Below are 18,331 nucleotides of genomic sequence, written 5' to 3'. Positions count from 1 at the left end.
CACGGTCCGTGGACCCTCGCCGAGGCAACCGCAGCAGTCTATCGCAGCGCCCACGGACCGGGAAATCGCGACCGACGCCCGCGGGAAGATACGCTGTGCGCCATGCAGTCGTCCCCGGTCCGCGATCGGGCACCTGTCTCGTCCTCGCGGTTCGGCGACGGCGTCTTCCGCTCGCAGGTCTTCCTCGCCGGCGCGATCGGTCTCATCACCTGCATCACCGTCGTGCTGTCGGAGCGCGACCTGTCCGACAGCCCCGCGTTCTTCCTCGGCATCACCGCGATCCTGTGGGTCACGATCGCCGCGGCCGTCGTCCCGTGGCTGAGCATCCCGCAGCGCTGGCAGATGATCGTCCCGCTGCTCGACATCGCGGCGCTCGGCCTGCTGCGCATGGCGGTGCCCGAGACCGGCTTCGGCGTCCTGATGGTGTTCCCGGTCATCTGGCTCGCGACGTCGTTCGGCCGGCTCGGAGCCGTCGCGGGGGCAGGCCTGGCATCGGTCATGCTGCTGACCCAGACGCTGCTGCTCGAGCTCGGCGTGATGCCGTCCCCCGCCGCCACGACGAGCCCCATCCCGGCCATCAGCCTGGCGTTCAGCCAGATCTTCGTCGCGGGCGTCGTCTACACGACGTCCCGCCGGGTCGACTCGCAGCGTGTCCTGCTGCGACGCCAGACCCGCATGCTCGAGGCCGCCCTGACCCGCGCCCGCATCCAGGAGACGACCCTGCGCGAGGCCTTCGACGCCGTCCAGTTCGCCGTCATCAGCCTCGACATGACCGGCGCGACGGTCACCAACAACCGGGCGACACGCGCCCTGCTCGCCGAGCTGGGCCTGCCCGACGACACGCCGTGGCACCGCTTCCCGCTCTACCACGCCGACAAGATCACGCCGGTCGCCCTCGGAGACTTCCCGCACGTCCGCGTGCTGGCGGGCGAGGAGGTCGACGGCGCGACGTACTGGATCGGTCACCGCACGGCCACCCGCTTCACGATCGACGTGACGGTCCGCGTGATCCACGACGAGCAGGCCGGCCTCGACCGCGTCGTGATCGTCCTGCGCGACGTGTCGGCCGAGGTCCGGGCGATCACCGACCGCGACGACCTCGTGACGTCGATGTCGCACGAGCTGCGCACACCGCTCAGCTCGGTGCTCGGCTACATCGACCTGGCCCTCGAGACCGACGGCCTGCCGGACGACGCCCGCGACATGCTGACCATCGCGCTGACCAACACCGAGCGTCTCAACTCGCTGGTCACCGACCTGCTGGCGGCGCGGTCGAGCAGCCCGGCCAACGCGATGTCGCTGTCCCGCACCTCGTGCGACGTCTCGCGCCTGGTCCACGAGTCGATCGACGCGATCCGGCCCATGGCCGGAGAGCGGCTCATCTCGATCCGCCTCGACGTCGCCGACGCCGTCGATGCCGAGGTCGACTCGTTCCGACTGCGCCAGGTCGTCGACAACCTGCTCTCCAACGCCATCAAGTACAACCGCATCGGTGGCCGCATCTCGGTCACCGTCGCCCCCACGGAGTCCGACCAGGTGGAGATCGTGGTCACCGACACGGGTCGCGGCATGTCGCTGGAGGAGCAGAAGGGACTGTTCGAGCGCTTCTACCGCGCCGAGTCGGTCCGCGGGTCGACGGTCCACGGCACGGGCCTGGGGCTGAGCATCTCGCGCGAGATCGTCGTGCTGCACGGCGGGACGATCGAGGTCGACAGCGAGCCGGGCCGCGGCACGCAGGTCACGGTGTGCGTCCCCCGGCACGACCCCGCCCGGAGCGTCGAGGCCCCGGCCACGTCCCCGTCCACGACGACCGCCCGCGCGGTCGACCACCACCCTGAGGAGAGCTGAGACGACATGGATCTCGACCTGGAGACCCTGCTGATCGCTCGGGTCCTCCCGATGACGCTGGTGACCGCGATCTTCGCCACGACGGCGGCGATGCGCCACAACGACGAGGCCAACCGGGCCTGGACCGCCGCCTTCGCGGGCGCGCTGTGCGTCACGGCCCTCGACGCGATCTACGCCGCCGACGGTTCGGCGCCGCTGGTCGTCGTCGCGGCCGGCGACGCCTCGACCGTGTTCGCGGTCGGCGCGATGTGGGCGGGCTGCCGTCTGCTCGACGGCCGCGAGCGCTCCAACATCTGGATGGCCGTGGCTGCCGCCGCCGCCGTCGCGCTCCCGACGCTCGTGCAGACGTCCGACCCCGACCTCGACCTCAGCACGACGCTGCGCACGGCGGCCACGGGCGGCTTCGCCTGGCTCGCGGCGACCGAGCTGCTCCGGGGCCCCATGCGCCTCAACCTGAACGCCCGCATCCTGCAGGGCACGTTCCTGCTGTTCGGCGCCTGGTACGTCGCCGTCGCGGCGCTCTACGCCTCCGGTGCCGTGCGCCCCGGCGTCGTGGGCGTGGCACTGCCCTTCACGGCCCTGTTCGTCGTCTCGGCCGTCTGCCTGTCGGCCCTGCGGGTCGAGCGCGCCGGCAACTGGTGGTCGATGAGCGCCGAGGCGCGCCGGCGCAGCAAGCTCAACGTCCTGGCGTCCGACGCGTTCCGCGAGGACGCCGCCGACCGGCTCGAGCGCGCCACCAGGGCCGGCAGCCACGTGGCCCTGGTGCTGGCCGAGATCGACGACCTCGACGAGCTCAACTCGGCGTTCGGCCGCGAGGCCGGCGACAACGCCCTCGTGCACTTCTCGGGCATCCTGCGCTCCCGCGTGCCCGCCGACGCCCTGCTCGGGCACCTCGGTGCCGGACGCTTCGTCGTCCTGGTCGTCGCCGCGAACGCCGAGACGCCCCGCCGCGTCGTCGACGCGATCCGCACCGGGCTGACCGAGTCGGCCGTCGGCGAGGGCATGGAGCTGCGCACCGGTGCGACCTTCGGGACGGGCCACACGATCGACTCCCCCGCCACGTTCGACTCGCTGCTCGGCCGGGCCGACGCCGATCTGGCCAAGGCCCGCCAGAACTGAGGCGATCCTGAGCCGAAGGTGCGGCAATCCTGATGTTGATGAGTCAGGCTGGTGCCATCGGCCGGGCGAGCGCCCCGTCCACGAGGAGCGAGACGACATGAACGACGACGGCATCGGCTACGCCGCACCGGAGGGGACCTACGTCGATCCCGTCATGGGCGAGTACGCCGACACGTTCATGGCAGGCATCGACGCCCTGCCGACGTACCGGTCGACGGTCGGCTGCGTCATCCCCGCCTACAACGAGGAGGACGCGATCGCCGACGTCCTCGACTCCCTGCTGGCCCAGACGCGCCTGCCCGACGCGATCCACGTCATCGTCAACAACACGACCGACGCGACGGTCGAGATCGCGAGTCACTACGCCGGCCTCCACGTGCGTGGCCACGGCTCGGACGAGCAGATGACCGAGATCTTCGTCCACGACATCGGCGAGAACCCCGACAAGAAGGTCGGTGCGCTCAACTACGGCTACACGCTCGTCGAGGGCATGGACTACCTGCTCGGCGTCGACGGCGACACGACCGCCGACCCGCACGCCGTGGAGTACCTCGTCCGCGAGATCCAGGACGACGAGCGCATCGGCGGCATCTCGGCGATCTACAGCATCGACGACAGCGGCCTCGACACCCTCATGGGCAAGTTCCTCATCGCCGGCCAGCGCGCGCAGTTCGCGGCCTTCAACATCCAGAACCTGCTGCGGGGCCGCAACATGGCGGTCCTCGGCGGCCAGTACTCGATCTTCTCCACCACGGCGCTGCGAGCCGTCGTCAAGCAGACCCACCAGCGCTACCCGTGGGTGCGCGACAGCGAGATCGAGGACTCCCTGCTCTCGCTCGAGATCAAGAGCGCCGGCTACCTCACCAAGATCAGCGCCCACGCGCGCGCCAACGTCGGCGGCATGACCACGCTGCAGTCGCTCGACGCGCAGCAGGTCAAGTGGAACACCGGCGCGATCGACCTGATGTGGCCCGGCCAGCGCGGCGACACCAAGGGCCAGCCGCTGCACCCCAACCTGCGCCTGCGCTGGTTCGAGAACATCTCGATGGCGACCAACGGCTTCACGCGGCTGGTCTTCCTGTTCCTGCTGATCACGTCGCTGATGCTCCACGCCTTCGTCTTCGTGATCCTGTGGATCGTGCCGACGATCATGGCGACGCTGCTGAACCTGCGCACGGCCCACGCGATGCAGAACGCCAACCGGCGCGACTACCTGTTCGCCCTGCTGTTCATCCCGGCCGAGCTCTACATGTGGGTGCGCCTGGGCCACTTCGCGCGCTCGTGGACCAAGTTCGCCAGCAGCTCGCAGACCGACAACTGGGCGCTGCAGGCCAAGGCCGAGAGCGGCGGCGGCGGGCACGCCCACCTGATCCCCCTCGCCATCGTCGGCATCGTCCTGGCCGGAGCCGTCGCGATCTGGGCCCAGCTGCCCACCGTGCTGCAGTCGGACGTCCTGCTCGGGGGCTGGACGGTCCTCGGCGTCATCACGGTCCTGCAGACCGTGTGGATGGCGATCAAGCTCCTCAAGCGCCACAAGGGCTTCAAGGCATGACCGACGCGCGCCACCCCCACCACTCCTCCACGCCCTCTTCCCCCTCGACCGACGCCTCCAGGAGCATCCCCGTGACCTCGACCTCCCACCGACGCGGCCTCCGCCGCCGCGTCGGCCACGCCGCCGTCGCCGTCGTCGCGCTGTCGGCACTCGGCGGCTGCAACCTCGGCACGTTCTCGTCGTCCGAGGCGACCCCGACGCCCAGCGCGACCCCCACGGCCGCGGCGACCCCCGCCTTCGACTCGCAGTTCACGCGGGACGGCACGTTCCAGTCGCACGTCGAGATCGACGGCGTCGATTTCGTCTACACGCTCTACCCCACCAAGTCGACGCCCCGCACCAACGAGTGGTACCCCAAGGGCAACAAGTACTTCTCGTTCACGTTCCAGGCCTACGACCTCGACCAGGAGCTGCGCGACCCGTTCAAGACCAAGCGGCGGGTCTTCCTCGACCGCATCGAGGTCGAGTCCGCGACGACGTCGACGTCCGGCACGGTCGAGCGCCCCTACACGCTCAACGAGAAGGCCTCGAGGATCACGTTCGACCCCGAGCCGCAGGGCGGCAAGTACGGCATGCTCATCACGTCGCCGAAGGGCGCCTTCGAGCTGCGCAACCAGCCGATCGGCGACCTGGCCGCCGACACGACCGGTGTCACGCTGACGTTCCGCGCCGAGGTGCGCATCCAGCGCTCCCCCGGCTCGTCGTCGTACGAGCGCGAGACGATCCGCCAGGAGGTGCCGATCGCGATCTTCGCCTCCGACACCCCGACGCAGGCCGCCGAGATCCCCGTCGACGCCAACTGACCCGTTCGACCGGCACGACACGCGAGAGGCCCCAGCCGAACCGGCTGGGGCCTCTCGCGTGGGGTCGGGCGGTCGCGGTCAGCCGACCTCGCGGTCGGACGCGAGCCGGTAGCCCACGCCCCGGACCGTCTCGATGAACCGCGGTGTCGCCGACGAGTCGCCGATCTTGCGCCGCAGGTTCGCCATGTGCACCTCGACGGCCCGCTTGTCGGCGTCGTTGACGTAGTACGTCGTCACGTAGGTCTCGCCGCGCAGCGCCAGCACCAGGTCGGCCTTGCTGCGGACCCGGCGACCCGAGCCCATCAGCGTCGCGAGGAGGTCGAACTCGCTGCGCGTCAGCTCGACGCCGCGCGCGTCGACCTGCACCAGGCGCGTCTGCGTGTTGAGCTGCAGGCCGCGGTGCTCGAGCCATCCGTCGGCTGACGGTGCCGGAGCCACGGACATGGGCTCCTGGACGGGCTGGCGGTAGGGCCGCTCGGGAGCGGGCGGAGGCTGCGGCGCCTGGTGCTGCGGTGCCGGGACCGGCGCGTAGACGGGCGGGGCCGGTGGCGGCGCATAGGTGGGCGCGGGCTCGGCAGGGGCGACGGGAGGATGCTCGACGACCGGGTAGGGCACGGTGGGCGGAGCCTGCTGGGCCTGCTGCGCGGGCTGCGCGAACGGCTCGGTCACCTGCTCGAACACCGGTTCGGCGGCACGGGCGGGGGCCGCGGACGTGGACGTGGACGCCGGCGCCGGCGCGCTCGACCCGACCCCGGCGCGGTCGCGGGGGCGCCGCAGCATCGTCTCGATGCGCGCGCGCAGCTCGCGCGGGCGGAACGGCTTGAGCAGGTAGTCGTCGGCGCCCGAGTCGAGGCCCTGCACGATGTCGATCTCGTCGGCCAGCGCCGTCAGCATCACGATGTACGTCGTGCTGAACTCGCGGATGCGCTTGGCGGCCGCGAACCCGTCCATGCCGGGCATCGAGACGTCGAGCGTCGTGAGGATCGGGTCGTGCGTGCGCACGGCCTCGATGCCGTCGGCGCCGTTGGTCGTGAGGATCGTCTGGAACCCGCTCTGCGTCAGCACCGTCTTCAACAGGTGCCGCACATCGGCATCGTCTTCGATGATGACCGCGAGCTTGGGCTCGCCTCCCTCAATCATGAAGCCGATCCTAGTGGCCCGCGGGGACGAGCGGAGTCAACGCGACGAACTGTAACGAGACGCATGTCTCACCATCCCGCGGCGCGCGCCATCGCGAGGGCGCGCTCGGTCCAGAACTGACCCGCCGGCGGACCCCCGCCGCACGTGCCGTCGCTCTCGCCGGGAGGCTTGATCCACAGGTACGCGTCGAGCGCGCCGTCGGTGCTCGCGGCGGGTGCGCGACCGAGGGCCCGGCCCTCCGGGTTGCACCACTCGCCGTTCGACCCGGCCCCGTTGCGCCCGGTGTCGGTGACGTAGTGCGCACCGTCCAGCGCGGTGCTGATCGTCTCGGCGTACGTCCGCTCGTCGGCGTCCGACTCGTAGCCCGAGACGTTCGTCGAGAACCCCCGCGCCTTCTCGACGCCCGAGTCACGCAGCAGGCCCGCCATGACCTGCGGGTCGGTCCAGCTCGCGTGGCCGGCGTCGAGGTACACGACGGCACCCCGGTCGGCCAGCAGCGTCACGGCGTCGCGCAGCAGGGTCGTGCGCTGCTCGCCCTGACCGCACTCGGCAGCGGTGGCCAGCGCGTCGGGCTCGACGACGACCGCGGCGTCCGAGCCCATCGCGGACGCGATCTCGGCCACCCACGTCGGGTACTGGTCGGCGGGCAGGCCACCGCTGGACTCCCCGCCGCTGCAGTCGCGGTCGGTGATGCCGTAGACGACGAACACCGGTGTGCGCTTCTCGACCTCGGCCTGCGCCGCGACCTTGGAGACGCGGGCACCGACCTGCCCGACCGGGAAGGCCTCGGGCGTCAGCCACGTGCCCTGCGGCACCTTCGACAGGCGGTCGAGCAGGTCTCGGTCGCCGCCGGAGGCGCTGGCCGCAGCACCGGCTGCCGCGGTGTCGGCGACGACGAGGGGCGGCCGGTCGACGAACGGGTTGCCCGGGGGGCCGCCACCGATCATGCGGGCGCCGATGAAGACCACGACGAACAGGAGGACGGGGACCACGACCAGCAACGGCCGACGGAGCCCTCCACGCGCTTCGGACATGCGATCGACACCTTCCTCCACCTCGCGACGCCGGTTCGGGACGGCTCTACGATCCACTCGTCGCATGATATCTCCCGCACCGTGCACGGGCTCACCGATCGGTGCGGGGTGACGCAGGACACGAGGGCCGGGATCGCCCGTGGTTGACACCGATCGCGGCTAAAATGATCGCGTGTCGGAACCCTGCGGCACCGTCCCGGACGGAGATCCACACCCATGCTCGCTCGACGTCGCCCGCTCGTGGCCGCACTGCTGTCCGTCCTCGTGACGGTCGGCGCCCTCGTGGGGGTCTCGACGCCCGCCCAGGCCGCCGGCCCCCAGGTGTACGGCCGTGTCACGGACGCCTCCACCGGGTCGCCGGTCAGCACCGTGCGGGTGCTGCTGTTCGACGCCAACTGGACCTACCTCAAGCGCGTCAAGGTCAAGGGCAACGGCATCTACCAGCTCGTGCCGCCCGGTCCCGGCAGCTACCACCTGCAGTTCGTCGACGGCCGTCCCGCCTACAACACCAAGGCGTACGCGGCTCGTCTCGACGTCCGGGTGCGCGTCGGATCGGGTCCCGTCCAGAAGAACGTCCGCATGAAGCGCGGCGGGGCGATCGGCGGTGTCGTCAAGGTCCGGGGCAAGCGAGCGGCCAAGGCGCACATCCGCGCGGTCAGCAACGGCGGCCAGGTCATCGAGGTCGACGCCAACAAGAAGGGCGAGTACGCGCTCGGCGGTCTCGCCAAGGACGACTACCGGGTCTTCGCCTACGACGCGCGCAACCGCCGCGTGGGCAAGAGCAAGCTGATCCGCTCGGTGAAGCTGCGGACGTTCCGCCAGGCCTCGTTCAACCTGACGACCAAGCCCGGCGCGATCCGCGGCTTCCTGACGCTCGGCGGCGCACGGGCGCGGGGCGTCACCTACGTCACGGCGGTGAACAAGAAGTCGGGCGAGTACTGGGTCAAGAAGGTCTCGGCCGGCAACATCTCGCTGCGCGGCCTCACGCCCGGTCCGTACCGCCTCCAGGTGCCCGACACCAACGGCTACTTCGGCGGCTCGTTCGCCATCGGCTCGGTCCGCGCCGGCGGCAAGCGCAACGTCACGATCGACCTCGGCACCCGCGGTGGCACGTTCACCGGCCAGGCCGTCGACAAGAACGGTGTCGGCATCCCCAACATCAGCGTGCGGATGACCGACGCGCAGGGCCGGGTCCTCGACGAACGACCGACCAACCAGGACGGCACCTTCGCGATCGGCGGGACGGCTCGTCAGCAGGGTGGCGTCACGGTCGTGGTGTTCCCGTACAGCACCATCCAGGGCCACACGTACCAGGCGTGGACGTCGTCGGTCCTCACGCTGTTCAACAACCAGGACCTGAGCCTCGGACGCATCACGCTCCAGCGCGAGCCCGATCCCGTCACGCCCACGACGCCCGCGCCGACGACCACGGCCCCGACCACTCCGGCGCCGACGACCACGGCCCCGACCACCCCGACGCCGACGACCACGGCCCCGACAACTCCCGCGCCGACCACTCCGGCGCCGACCACCTCCGCGCCCGCTCCGGTCGCGTAGGTCGTCAGCTCGTCGTCCCCGCGGCTCGGGTTCCCCGCGGGGCGGGTTCCCCGGCGGGGCGGGTCGGTCTGATCGCCCGCCCGGGAGGCTTCGCTGCGGGGCGGCTGCGCCGCGCGGCGCTCACGCTCCGCTAGCCTCCTTCGGCGCTCGCTCGCAGGGCTCGCTCGGCCTCAGGACTTGAACAGGCTGGTGACGCTTCCTTCTTCGAAGACCGCGGCGGACGCCTGCGCCAGCAGCGGGGCGATCGACAGCACGGTGAGCTTGTCGAACCGCTTGTCGTCGGCGATCGGCAGCGTGTTGGTCACGATGACCTCGCGGGCCGTCGAGTTCTTCAGCCGGTCGACGGCGGGGCCCGAGAACACCGCGTGCGTCGCCGCGATCACGACGTCCTCGGCGCCGTCGGCCATCAGGGCCTCGGCGGCCTGGACGATCGTCCCGCCGGTGTCGATGAGGTCGTCGACCAGGATGCACACGCGACCGGTGACGTCACCGACGACCCGGTTGGCCTTCGACTCGTTGGGGCGGCGCGGGTCACGGGTCTTGTGGATGAACGCCAGCGGCGCCCCGCCGAGCGCAGCGGCCCACTGCTCGGCGACCTTGATGCGTCCGGCGTCGGGCGAGACCACCGCGAGGTCCTTGTTGCCGTAGTGCTTCTTGACGTGACGCGTCAGGATCGGCATCGCGAGCAGGTGGTCGACCGGCCCGTCGAAGAATCCCTGGATCTGCGCCGTGTGCAGGTCGACCGTCATGAGCCGGTCGGCGCCGGCGGTCAGGAAGAGGTCGGCCATCAGGCGGGCCGAGATCGGCTCGCGGCCGAGGTGCTTCTTGTCCTGGCGGGCGTAGCCGTAGAACGGCAGGATCACGGTGATGCGCTTGGCCGAGGCCCGCTTGAGGGCGTCGATCATGATGAGCTGCTCCATGATCGCCTCGTTGATCGGCGCGGCGTGGCTCTGCAGCACGAAGGCGTCGCAGCCGCGGACCGACTCGTCGAAGCGCACGTAGATCTCGCCGTTCGCGAAGTCGTAGGCCGTCGTCGGAACGACCTCGATCTCGAGCAGGTCGGCGACCTCCTGGGCCAGCGTGGGGTGCGCCCGTCCCGAGAAGAGCAGCAGGTTGCGGGTCGGGGTGCGGCGGGAAAGGCTACTCACCGGAGTCCTCCATGGTCGTTGCGCTGTCGGCCTCGCGCGCGGCTTGGTCTGACGGGGTGCCCGGACGCTTGCTGGCGACCCAGCCCCCCATGTTCCTCTGTCGGCCCGCGCTGACCGCCAGCGCCCCCGGCGGGACGTCCTCGCGGATCGTCGCGCCCGCTCCCGTGAAGGCGCCGTCGCCGACCGTCACGGGGGCCACGAACGTGTTGTTGGAGCTGGTCTTGGCGTGCCGGCCGATCGTCGACCGGTTCTTGTGGACGCCGTCGTAGTTGGCGAAGATCGTGCCGGCACCGATGTTGGCGCCCTCCCCGATGTCGGCGTCCCCGACGTACGACAGGTGCGGCACCTTCGCACCGGGGCCGATCGAGCTGTTCTTCACCTCGACGAACGTGCCGATCTTGCCGCCCTCGCCCAGCTCGGCGCCGGGTCGCAGGTACGCGAACGGACCGACCGTGGCGTCGACGCCGATCACCGCGTCGGACCCGTGGGTGCGCTCGACCGTGGCCCCCGCCCCGACCTCGACGTTGCGCAGCGTCGTGTCGGGACCGATCGTCGCGCCCTCGCCGACCTCCGTCGCGCCCAGCAGCTGCGTGCCGGGCAGGAGGGTGACGTCGGGCGCCAGCGTGACGGCGGAGTCGATCCACGTGGTGGCCGGGTCGACGATCGTGACGCCCTCGGCCATCCAGTGCCGGGTGATGCGCCGGTTCAGCTCGCGGCCCAGCCGGGCCAGCTGGACGCGGTCGTTGACGCCCTCGGTCTGCCAGACGTCCTCGAGCACGTGCGCACCGACGGGCCGCCCCTCGGCGACCGCGGTGCCGACGATGTCGGTGAGGTACAGCTCGCCCTGGGAGTTGTCGGACCTCAGCCGGGCGACGGCGTGGTCGAGGAACGGTCCGTCGACGACCAGGATGCCGCTGTTGATCTCGCGGATCGCGAGCTCGTCGTCGGACGCGTCACGGTGCTCGCGGATCGCCAGGACCGAGCCGTCGCGGTCGCGCACGATGCGTCCGTAGCCCGCGGGGTCGGCGACCTCGGACGACAGGATCGTGACGGCCCGCCCGGCGGCGCGGTGGCCGACGACCAGCTCGGCCAGGGTCTGCGACGTCAGCAGCGGCACGTCGCCGTACGTGACGACGACGGTGCCCGTGACGGGTGCGCCCAGCGCCTCCAGCGCGACGCGGACCGCGTGACCCGTCCCGTTCTGCTCGTGCTGGACGGCCAGGACGATCGTGGGATCGTGCTCGGCGATCGCGGCCGACACCTGGTCGCGGTCGTGCCCGACGACCGCGACGGTCGTGTGGACGCCTGCCCCCGCCACGGCGGCGAGGGCGTGGCCGAGCATGCTGCGGCCGGCGATCTCGTGCAGGACCTTCGCACGCTGCGAGCGCATCCGGGTGCCGGCACCGGCCGCCAGCACGATCGCGGTGACGGCGGTGGCGTCGGTGGAGTGCGGGCTCGTGGTCACAGGGCTCCTCGGTCGACGGCGGGGGTCCGCGCGGGCGCGGAGCGGTGGCGTGGCTCCCCGGGTAGGAGTCGAACCTACGTCGCTTGTCCGCATTCAAAGTGCGGCGGGCCCTGCCGGCAGACCAACCGGGGAACAACCGTCGGGGGTCGGCGGGCCGACCCGGGACAGCCCGCCCAGCGTACCGGAGTCAGTCCGTCCGGCGGGCGGCGGCGAAGACGCGGGCGAACGGCATGACGGTGCCCCAGGGCTGCGCCGGATAGGCGGCCCGCAGCGCCGCGCGGTACTCCTCGACGAACGCCTCGCGCAGCGGATCGGGCAGGGCGGCCAGCACCGGCCGGGCTCCCGTGCCCGAGATCCAGTCGAGGACCGGGTCCTCCCCGGGCAGCACGTGCAGGTAGGTGGTCTCCCACACGTCCGTCGCCCAGCCGAGGCGGCTGAAGAGGTCGAGGTAGGCCGCGGGCGGCGTGCCACGGTCGTCGTGCAGGCCCTCGGTCAGGTCGCGGTACGGCGGCTGCGAGGCGATCTCGGACAGCAGCCGGTGGCTCGGTCCGCCGTAGTTGTTGGGGGTCTGGAGGGCGAACGTCCCACCCGGAGCGACGTGGGCCGCGAGGCGCTCGATGACCGTCAGCTGATCGGGCACCCACTGGAACAGGGCGTTCGAGACGATCAGGTCGACCGGACCGTCGGGCTCCCACGTCGCGACGTCGGCCAGCTCGTACGACGTCCGGGCGTCGGTGTCGTCGGTCCGGGCCCGCTCGATCATCTCGGGCGACGAGTCGACGCCGACGATCGTCGCCTCGGGCCAGCGGGCGCGCAGGACGGCCGAGAGGTGGCCGGGCCCGCAGCCGAGGTCGACGATCGAGCGGGGCTCGCCCTCGATGCGGGCGACGAGCTCGACGAACGGCCGCGACCGCTCGTCGGCGTAACGCAGGTAGCGGTGGGGGTCCCAGGTCGTCATGCTCCGACAGTACGACCCGTATATCTTGATGTCAAGATACTTGACGTCATGACACCGACCGACGCTCCCACTGGCCCGCCAGGGCCATGAGCCGCGCGTCGTCGCCGCGGCGCGCGACGAGCTGGATCGCGAGCGGCAGCCCGTCGTCGGTCGACCCGGACGGCATCGACACCGCGGGGACGCCCGCGTGGTTCCACTGCGCGGTGTACGGGTAGAACGCGTTCATCGCGAGCACCGTCGACAGACCGCCCCGCCCCTTCCAGTGCTCGACGGGGATCGCCGGACCGCTCATGACCGGCGTCAGCAGCACGTCGACGTCCAGGACGTCGTGCACCGACCCGCCCCACGTCGCACCCTGCCGTCGCGACCACGCGACGGCGCGCCGCCCGAAGGGACGGCCCAGCCGGGCGATCGACCGCGTCCGGGCCTCGACCGCCCGCGGGTCGTCGAGGTCGGCGGCGGCCTGCGCGATGCCCCCGAGGTAGCGCGCGGTCAGGGCCTTGGCCGCCAGGGGGTAGGGGACGTCGACCTCGGTCACGGCGTGTCCCGCGTCGCGCAGGAACGTCGCGGCGCGCTCGACCTGCTGCCGCACCCGCTGGTCGAGGGGTGCCGGCGTGGTCGCGGCCGCGGCACTGAACGAGACGCCGATCCGCAGCGGGGCCGGGTCGGCGGAGGCCGCCTCGACGAGGGACGTCCCGAAGCTCCCGAACGCGTCGAGGAACAGGGCGCTGTCGACGACCCGTGCGGCCAGACAGCCCTGCGTCGAGAGATCGTGCCACCCGCCCGAGCTCGGCATGGTGCCCTGGGTCGGCTTGAAGCCCACCAGCCCGCAGCACGCGGCCGGGATGCGGATCGAGCCCGCGCCGTCGGACGCCGTCGCGAGGCTGACCGCTCCTGCGGCGACGAGGGCCGCCGAGCCGCCCGACGACCCGCCGGGCGTGTGGTCCGGGTGGTGGGGGTTGCGGGTGACGCCGGTCAGCTCGGACTCGGTGAACCCCGTGATGGCCAGCTCCGGCAGCGTCGTCTTGGCCACCACGACCATGCCGGCGGCGCGCATCGCGGCGACGAGGTCGGCGTCGGCGGTCGCCACCGCCGTGGCCCCTCGACTGCCCCGGCCCGTCACGTGACCACGGATGTCCAGGTCGTCCTTGACCGCGACGGGGATGCCGAGCAGCGGGCCCGACTCCCCCGCCGCACGGCGGCGGTCGGCGTCGTCGGCGGCCTCGAGCGCCTCCTCGGCCAGGACCGCCACGGTCGCGTTGACCGTGGGCTCCGCCGCGTCGATCGCGGCCACGGTGGCCTCCGTCAGGCGTCGTGACGTCAGCTCGCCGGCGCGCATCAGCTCGCCGAGGCGGGTGGGACCGGCGGCGACCAGGGCCGCGTCATCGAGGGACACGTCACGACGGTACCGCCGCGGCAGGGGCCACGGCAGGGGTTCGGTCCGACCGCCAGGACGTTCGCACGCCTGCCGCCGGCGATCCCGCTACGGCGTGAACGCGTCCGAGCCGAGCACCTTCTCACCGTCGGTGACGGCCTGGACGATGCGGGCGGCGACGGCGTCCGGGTCGAGCCCGGTCTTCATGCGCGGGGCGGTACCGGCCAGCGGACGATCGGCCAGACCCGTCTCGGTGTGCGGGGGCCGCACGTCGAGCAGCCTGACCTTCCGCCGACGCAGCTCGCTCGCGACCGCCGCACCGAAGGCCGTGAGCCCGGCCTTGCTGGCGCTGTAGGCGGCCATCCCCGGCATCGGCCGCTCCGCCACGACGGCGCTGACCTGGACCACGAACCCGCCCTCGGCCAGATGAGGAGTCACCGCGCGCACGACTCGGATCGGCCCGATCAGGTTCAGGAGCAGCAGGTCGTCCAGCACGTCGTCCTCGAGGTCGACCACGTCGCCGAACGCCACGACGCCGGCTGCGAGCACCACCCCCGTCAGGGGCCCACCCTCCGCGGCGGCACTGACGACCTCGTCGGGACCACCCGGCAGGCGGAGGTCCGCGGCCGTGGTGCCCAGCACCGACGACCCCAGCTCGTCGGCCAGCGCGGCCAGGCGGTCGCTTGACCGGGCGGACAGCCACACGTCGGCGCCCGCAGCCACGAGACGACGCACGATGGGAGCACCCAGGCCCCCGGTCGCCCCGAGCACGAGCACGCGGGCTCCCTGCAGTTCGGTCATGCCTCCATCGTCGTCCCGATCGACCCGACCCGCACGATGTCGTGGCGTGGGCGCGGTCAAGAATCTCGACATCAAGAATCTTGACGAGCCTTGGTAGTCTGTCGGCATGGAGGACGACGTCGACCGGCTCATCGCCGCCTGGCAGCGCGAACGTCCCGACATGGACGTCACGCCGATGCACGTCCTCAGCCGCGTCTCGCGGCTCGCCCTGCACCTCGACCGGGCCCGTAAGGAGGCCTTCGCGGGGCACGGGCTCGAGCCGTCCGAGTTCGACGTCCTCTCGGCGCTGCGCCGCTCCGGTGAGCCGTACCAGCTCTCCCCCGGCCAGCTCGTGCAGGAGACCCTCGTGACCAGCGGCACCATGACGAACCGGGTCGACCGACTCGTCACGAAGGGGCTCGTCGAGCGCCTGCCCGATCCCGCCGACCGACGCGGCGTCCAGGTGCGGCTGACGCCGTCGGGACGGCGCGCCGTCGACGGGGCGCTCGACGCCCTGATCGCCCGCGAGCGCGATCTGCTCGCGGGCCTGCCGGCCGACCGTGCCGCCGACCTCGCCGCCGCGCTGCGCATCCTGTCCCGGCCGTTCGACGCCTGAGGGCCCGCCCCTAGACTCGTGCGGTGGCACATCTCCTCGGCGTGGAACAGATCGCGCTCGACTTCCCGACCAAGACCGTCTTCGAGTCGGTGACGATCGGCATCGACGAGGGCGACCGCATCGGCATCGTCGGTCGCAACGGCGACGGCAAGTCGACCCTTCTGCGCATCTTCGCCGGGACGCTCCAGCCGGACTCCGGCCGCGTCACGACCCGCGGCGGTGTCACGATCGGGATGCTCGACCAGACCGACGTGCTCGACCAGGCCGGGACCGTCGGACGCGCGATCGTCGGCGACATGCAGGACTACGAGTGGGCCGGCGACGCGAAGGTCCGCGACGTCATCGCGGGGCTGGTCTCCGACATCGCGTGGGACGCGACGGTCGGGACGCTCTCGGGCGGTCAGCGCCGCCGCGTCGCGCTGGCCCGCCTGCTGGTCGGCGACGACGACGTCCTGTTCCTCGACGAGCCGACCAACCACCTCGACGTCGAGGGCATCACCTGGCTCGCCGGGCACCTGAAGAAGCGGTGGTCGTCCAACGCCGGAGGCCTCCTCGTCGTGACGCACGACCGGTGGTTCCTCGACGAGGTCTGCACCGCGACGTGGGAGGTCCACGACGGGATCGTCGAGCCCTTCGAGGGCGGTTACGCGGCCTACGTCCTGCAGCGCGTCGAGCGTGACCGTCACGCGTCCGCCACCGAGTCCAAGCGCCAGAACCTCATGCGCAAGGAGCTCGCGTGGCTGCGCCGCGGCGCACCGGCCCGCACGTCGAAGCCCAAGTTCCGCATCGACGCGGCCAACGAGCTGATCGCCGACGAGCCGCCGGCCCGCGACCCCATCCAGCTGAAGCAGATGGCCACGTCGCGCCTCGGCAAGGACGTCGTCGACATCCTCGACGTGTCGGTGTCGTACCCCGCCACGGGGTCGGAGACGGCCCCCAACGACGTGCTCAAGCAGATCGAGTGGCGCATCGGACCGGGCGAGCGCACGGGCATCCTCGGCGCCAACGGCGCCGGCAAGTCGACGCTCCTGGGCCTCGTGACCGGCAAGGTCGAGCCGACCTCCGGGCGGGTCAAGAAGGGCAAGACCGTCAAGGTCGTCACGCTGACGCAGGAGCTCGACGAGCTCAAGGACGTCGGCGCCGACCGCGTCAGCGACGTCGTCGGCCGTCAGCGCACGGCCTACGTGTCGGGCGGCAAGGAGATGACGCCGTCACAGCTGCTCGAGCGTCTCGGCTTCTCGAGCGCCCAGATGTCGACCCCGGTCCGCGACCTGTCGGGTGGGCAGAAGCGACGCCTGCAGCTGCTGCTGATCCTGCTCGACGAGCCCAACGTCCTGGTGCTCGACGAGCCGACCAACGACCTCGACACCGACATGCTCGCCGCGATGGAGGACCTCCTCGACTCGTGGCCCGGCACGCTGCTGGTCGTCTCGCACGACCGGTACCTGCTCGAGCGCATCACCGACCAGCAGTACGCGATCCTCGACGGCCGCTTCCGGCACCTGCCGGGCGGCGTCGACCAGTACCTCGAGCTGCGCCGTCAGCAGGACTCCCCTGCCGCGACCAACCCGTCCACCGCCGGCCACGTCAAGGTCTCGCGTCTGTCGAGCGCCGAGGAGCGCACGACCCGCAAGGAGGTCGGCTCGCTCGAGCGCAGGATCGCGAAGCAGACCGCAAGGATCGACGAGCTGCACGCCGAGCTGGCGACGCACGATCCGTCCGACGTCCCCGGCCTGCTCGCCCGCTCGAAGGAGGCCGACGATCTCGCGGCGACCGTCAGCGGCCTCGAGGAGCGCTGGCTCGAGCTCACCGAGCTGCTCGAGGGCTGACGCGCCTCAGACCAGCCGCGCCCCGGGCACGGGCCCGCGCGACTGCACCACGTCGGCGCAGCCCGCCGCGCTGGTCAGCGCGAAGGCGATGTCGAGGCTGTGCTGCTCGTCCGACGCCAGGAACAGGGCCGTCGGACCCGAGCCCGACAAGATGGCTCCGAGCGCCCCCGCCTCGATCCCGATGCTGAGGGTGTCATCGAGCTCCGGCCGCAACGACAGGGCCGCCTCGGTCAGGTCGTTCGACAGCGCAGCACCCAGAGCCTCGGCGTCACCGGCCCGCAATGCGGCGAGCAGGGCGTCGGGCACGGCAGGTTCGGCCACGGTCCGCCCGGCATTGATCCGGTCGAACTCGGCGAAGACCGCCTTGGTCGACAGTCCGTCGTGGGCCATCGCGAACACCCAGTGGTACGAACCCCTCGCCAGCACGGGGCTCACGGTCTCTCCGCGTCCTCCTCCGACGGCATTGCCGCCGTGCAGCAGGAACGGGACGTCGCTGCCGAGCTGACCGGCCAGCACCTCCAGCGCAGGTCGCGCCAGACCCGTGCCCCACGCCTCGTTGCACGCCACGAGCGACGCTGCGGCGTCGGCCGAGCCTCCCGCCATGCCACCCGCCACGGGGATGACCTTGCGGATCGCGAGGTCGACGCCCGCCGAGACGCCCGTGCGGTCGCGCAGGAGCCTGGCCGCCCTGACCGCGAGGTTGTCGTCGTCGACGGGCACCACCGCCACCTCGGAACGGGCGTCGACGTCGGAGTGCACCGTCACGGTGATCGCATCGTCCTCCCGCACGGTGGCGCGCACCTCGTCGTGCAGGTCGACGGCCTGGTACACCGTTGCCAGCGGGTGGTAGCCGTCGTCACGCACGGGCCCCACACCCAGGCAGAGGTTGATCTTGGCGGGCACACGGACGTTGACGGGACTCACCAGCCCAACCTATGGCACGGCGCGGGTGAGCTCGCACCGACGGTCGTGCCCGGACGCACGAATGGCCGGCCCTCGACGTGTCACGTCGTGAGCCGGCCATCAGGCGCGCTGGGTTCCCGCTGGGGAAATGCAGCGAGGCCGCCCCTGGGGGGCGGCCTCGCGCTAATGATTGTCCGGCGACGT

General features: G+C 71.7%; 15 protein-coding genes and 1 tRNA gene. 7 read left to right on the top strand and 9 right to left on the bottom strand.

What is annotated here, in order from left to right; all coding sequences use genetic code 11:
• The first annotated feature begins 102 nt into the window (after window positions 1–102).
• The 4 genes from ASD10_RS14870 (at window position 103) to ASD10_RS14855 (ending at window position 5,322) form a co-directional block, all read left to right on the top strand.
• Window positions 103–1,848, top strand: a complete 1,746-nt coding sequence (locus tag ASD10_RS14870) for a cell wall metabolism sensor histidine kinase WalK (protein WP_056610648.1) — start codon at window positions 103–105, stop codon at window positions 1,846–1,848.
• 6 nt (window positions 1,849–1,854) lie between these two features.
• A complete protein-coding gene (locus ASD10_RS14865; protein ID WP_056610645.1) occupies window positions 1,855–2,967 on the top strand; it encodes a diguanylate cyclase in 1,113 nt (370 codons plus the stop codon).
• A gap of 97 nt (window positions 2,968–3,064) precedes the next feature.
• Complete coding sequence (locus ASD10_RS14860) at window positions 3,065–4,519, top strand: glycosyltransferase (protein WP_082556325.1); 1,455 nt, start codon at window positions 3,065–3,067, stop codon at window positions 4,517–4,519.
• A gap of 71 nt (window positions 4,520–4,590) precedes the next feature.
• On the top strand, window positions 4,591–5,322 hold the full coding sequence (locus tag ASD10_RS14855; RefSeq protein WP_056610642.1) for a hypothetical protein: 732 nt from the start codon (window positions 4,591–4,593) through the stop codon (window positions 5,320–5,322).
• 78 nt (window positions 5,323–5,400) lie between these two features.
• On the opposite strand, the gene ASD10_RS14850 is transcribed toward ASD10_RS14855, so the two are convergent.
• Together ASD10_RS14850 and ASD10_RS14845 are read right to left on the bottom strand one after the other, a co-directional pair.
• Window positions 5,401–6,462, bottom strand: a complete 1,062-nt coding sequence (locus tag ASD10_RS14850; protein ID WP_056610640.1) for a response regulator transcription factor — start codon at window positions 6,460–6,462, stop codon at window positions 5,401–5,403.
• A gap of 68 nt (window positions 6,463–6,530) precedes the next feature.
• Window positions 6,531–7,496, bottom strand: a complete 966-nt coding sequence (locus ASD10_RS14845) for a glycoside hydrolase family 6 protein (protein WP_162248863.1) — start codon at window positions 7,494–7,496, stop codon at window positions 6,531–6,533.
• Between the two features lie 216 nt (window positions 7,497–7,712).
• On the opposite strand from ASD10_RS14845, the gene ASD10_RS18890 reads away from it, so the two are divergent.
• A complete protein-coding gene (locus ASD10_RS18890) occupies window positions 7,713–9,053 on the top strand; it encodes a collagen binding domain-containing protein (protein WP_157432668.1) in 1,341 nt (446 codons plus the stop codon).
• A 170-nt stretch (window positions 9,054–9,223) separates the two neighbouring features.
• On the opposite strand, the gene ASD10_RS14835 is transcribed toward ASD10_RS18890, so the two are convergent.
• The 6 genes from ASD10_RS14835 to ASD10_RS14810 all read right to left on the bottom strand — a co-directional run bounded on the left by ASD10_RS14835 (window position 9,224) and on the right by ASD10_RS14810 (window position 14,800).
• Window positions 9,224–10,201, bottom strand: a complete 978-nt coding sequence (locus tag ASD10_RS14835) for a ribose-phosphate diphosphokinase (protein ID WP_056610633.1) — start codon at window positions 10,199–10,201, stop codon at window positions 9,224–9,226.
• Window positions 10,194–11,666, bottom strand: coding sequence for a bifunctional UDP-N-acetylglucosamine diphosphorylase/glucosamine-1-phosphate N-acetyltransferase GlmU (gene glmU / locus ASD10_RS14830; protein ID WP_255355148.1), 1,473 nt, complete (start codon window positions 11,664–11,666; stop codon window positions 10,194–10,196). The genes ASD10_RS14835 and glmU overlap by 8 nt, the downstream gene beginning before the upstream one ends.
• A 50-nt stretch (window positions 11,667–11,716) precedes the next feature.
• Window positions 11,717–11,798 (bottom strand) — tRNA-Gln (locus tag ASD10_RS14825).
• A 55-nt stretch (window positions 11,799–11,853) separates the two neighbouring features.
• Complete coding sequence (locus tag ASD10_RS14820) at window positions 11,854–12,624, bottom strand: methyltransferase domain-containing protein (protein WP_056610630.1); 771 nt, start codon at window positions 12,622–12,624, stop codon at window positions 11,854–11,856.
• A 46-nt stretch (window positions 12,625–12,670) separates the two neighbouring features.
• Window positions 12,671–14,020, bottom strand: coding sequence for an amidase (locus ASD10_RS14815; protein WP_056610627.1), 1,350 nt, complete (start codon window positions 14,018–14,020; stop codon window positions 12,671–12,673).
• An 87-nt stretch (window positions 14,021–14,107) separates the two neighbouring features.
• The gene (locus ASD10_RS14810) at window positions 14,108–14,800 is read right to left on the bottom strand and encodes an SDR family oxidoreductase (protein WP_056610625.1); all 693 of its coding nucleotides are present in this window, start codon (window positions 14,798–14,800) and stop codon (window positions 14,108–14,110) included.
• A gap of 106 nt (window positions 14,801–14,906) precedes the next feature.
• On the opposite strand from ASD10_RS14810, the gene ASD10_RS14805 reads away from it, so the two are divergent.
• Both ASD10_RS14805 and ASD10_RS14800 read left to right on the top strand, forming a co-directional pair.
• Entirely contained in the window at window positions 14,907–15,395 is a 489-nt protein-coding gene (locus tag ASD10_RS14805) for a MarR family winged helix-turn-helix transcriptional regulator (protein ID WP_056610622.1), read from the top strand.
• Window positions 15,396–15,418: 23 nt separating this feature from the next.
• Entirely contained in the window at window positions 15,419–17,224 is a 1,806-nt protein-coding gene (locus ASD10_RS14800) for an ABC-F family ATP-binding cassette domain-containing protein (RefSeq protein ID WP_056610619.1), read from the top strand.
• A 6-nt stretch (window positions 17,225–17,230) separates the two neighbouring features.
• Here the strand turns inward: ASD10_RS14800 and ASD10_RS14795 are convergent, their stop codons facing one another.
• Window positions 17,231–18,148, bottom strand: a complete 918-nt coding sequence (locus ASD10_RS14795; protein WP_056610617.1) for a 4-(cytidine 5'-diphospho)-2-C-methyl-D-erythritol kinase — start codon at window positions 18,146–18,148, stop codon at window positions 17,231–17,233.
• Window positions 18,149–18,331: the final 183 nt, after the last annotated feature.

The organism is Aeromicrobium sp. Root472D3, assembly GCF_001426485.1.
In the GTDB taxonomy this organism is placed as follows: domain Bacteria; phylum Actinomycetota; class Actinomycetes; order Propionibacteriales; family Nocardioidaceae; genus Aeromicrobium.
Note: the sequence above shows the minus strand (reverse complement) of the source record. Positions and strands in the feature narration are given on the sequence as shown.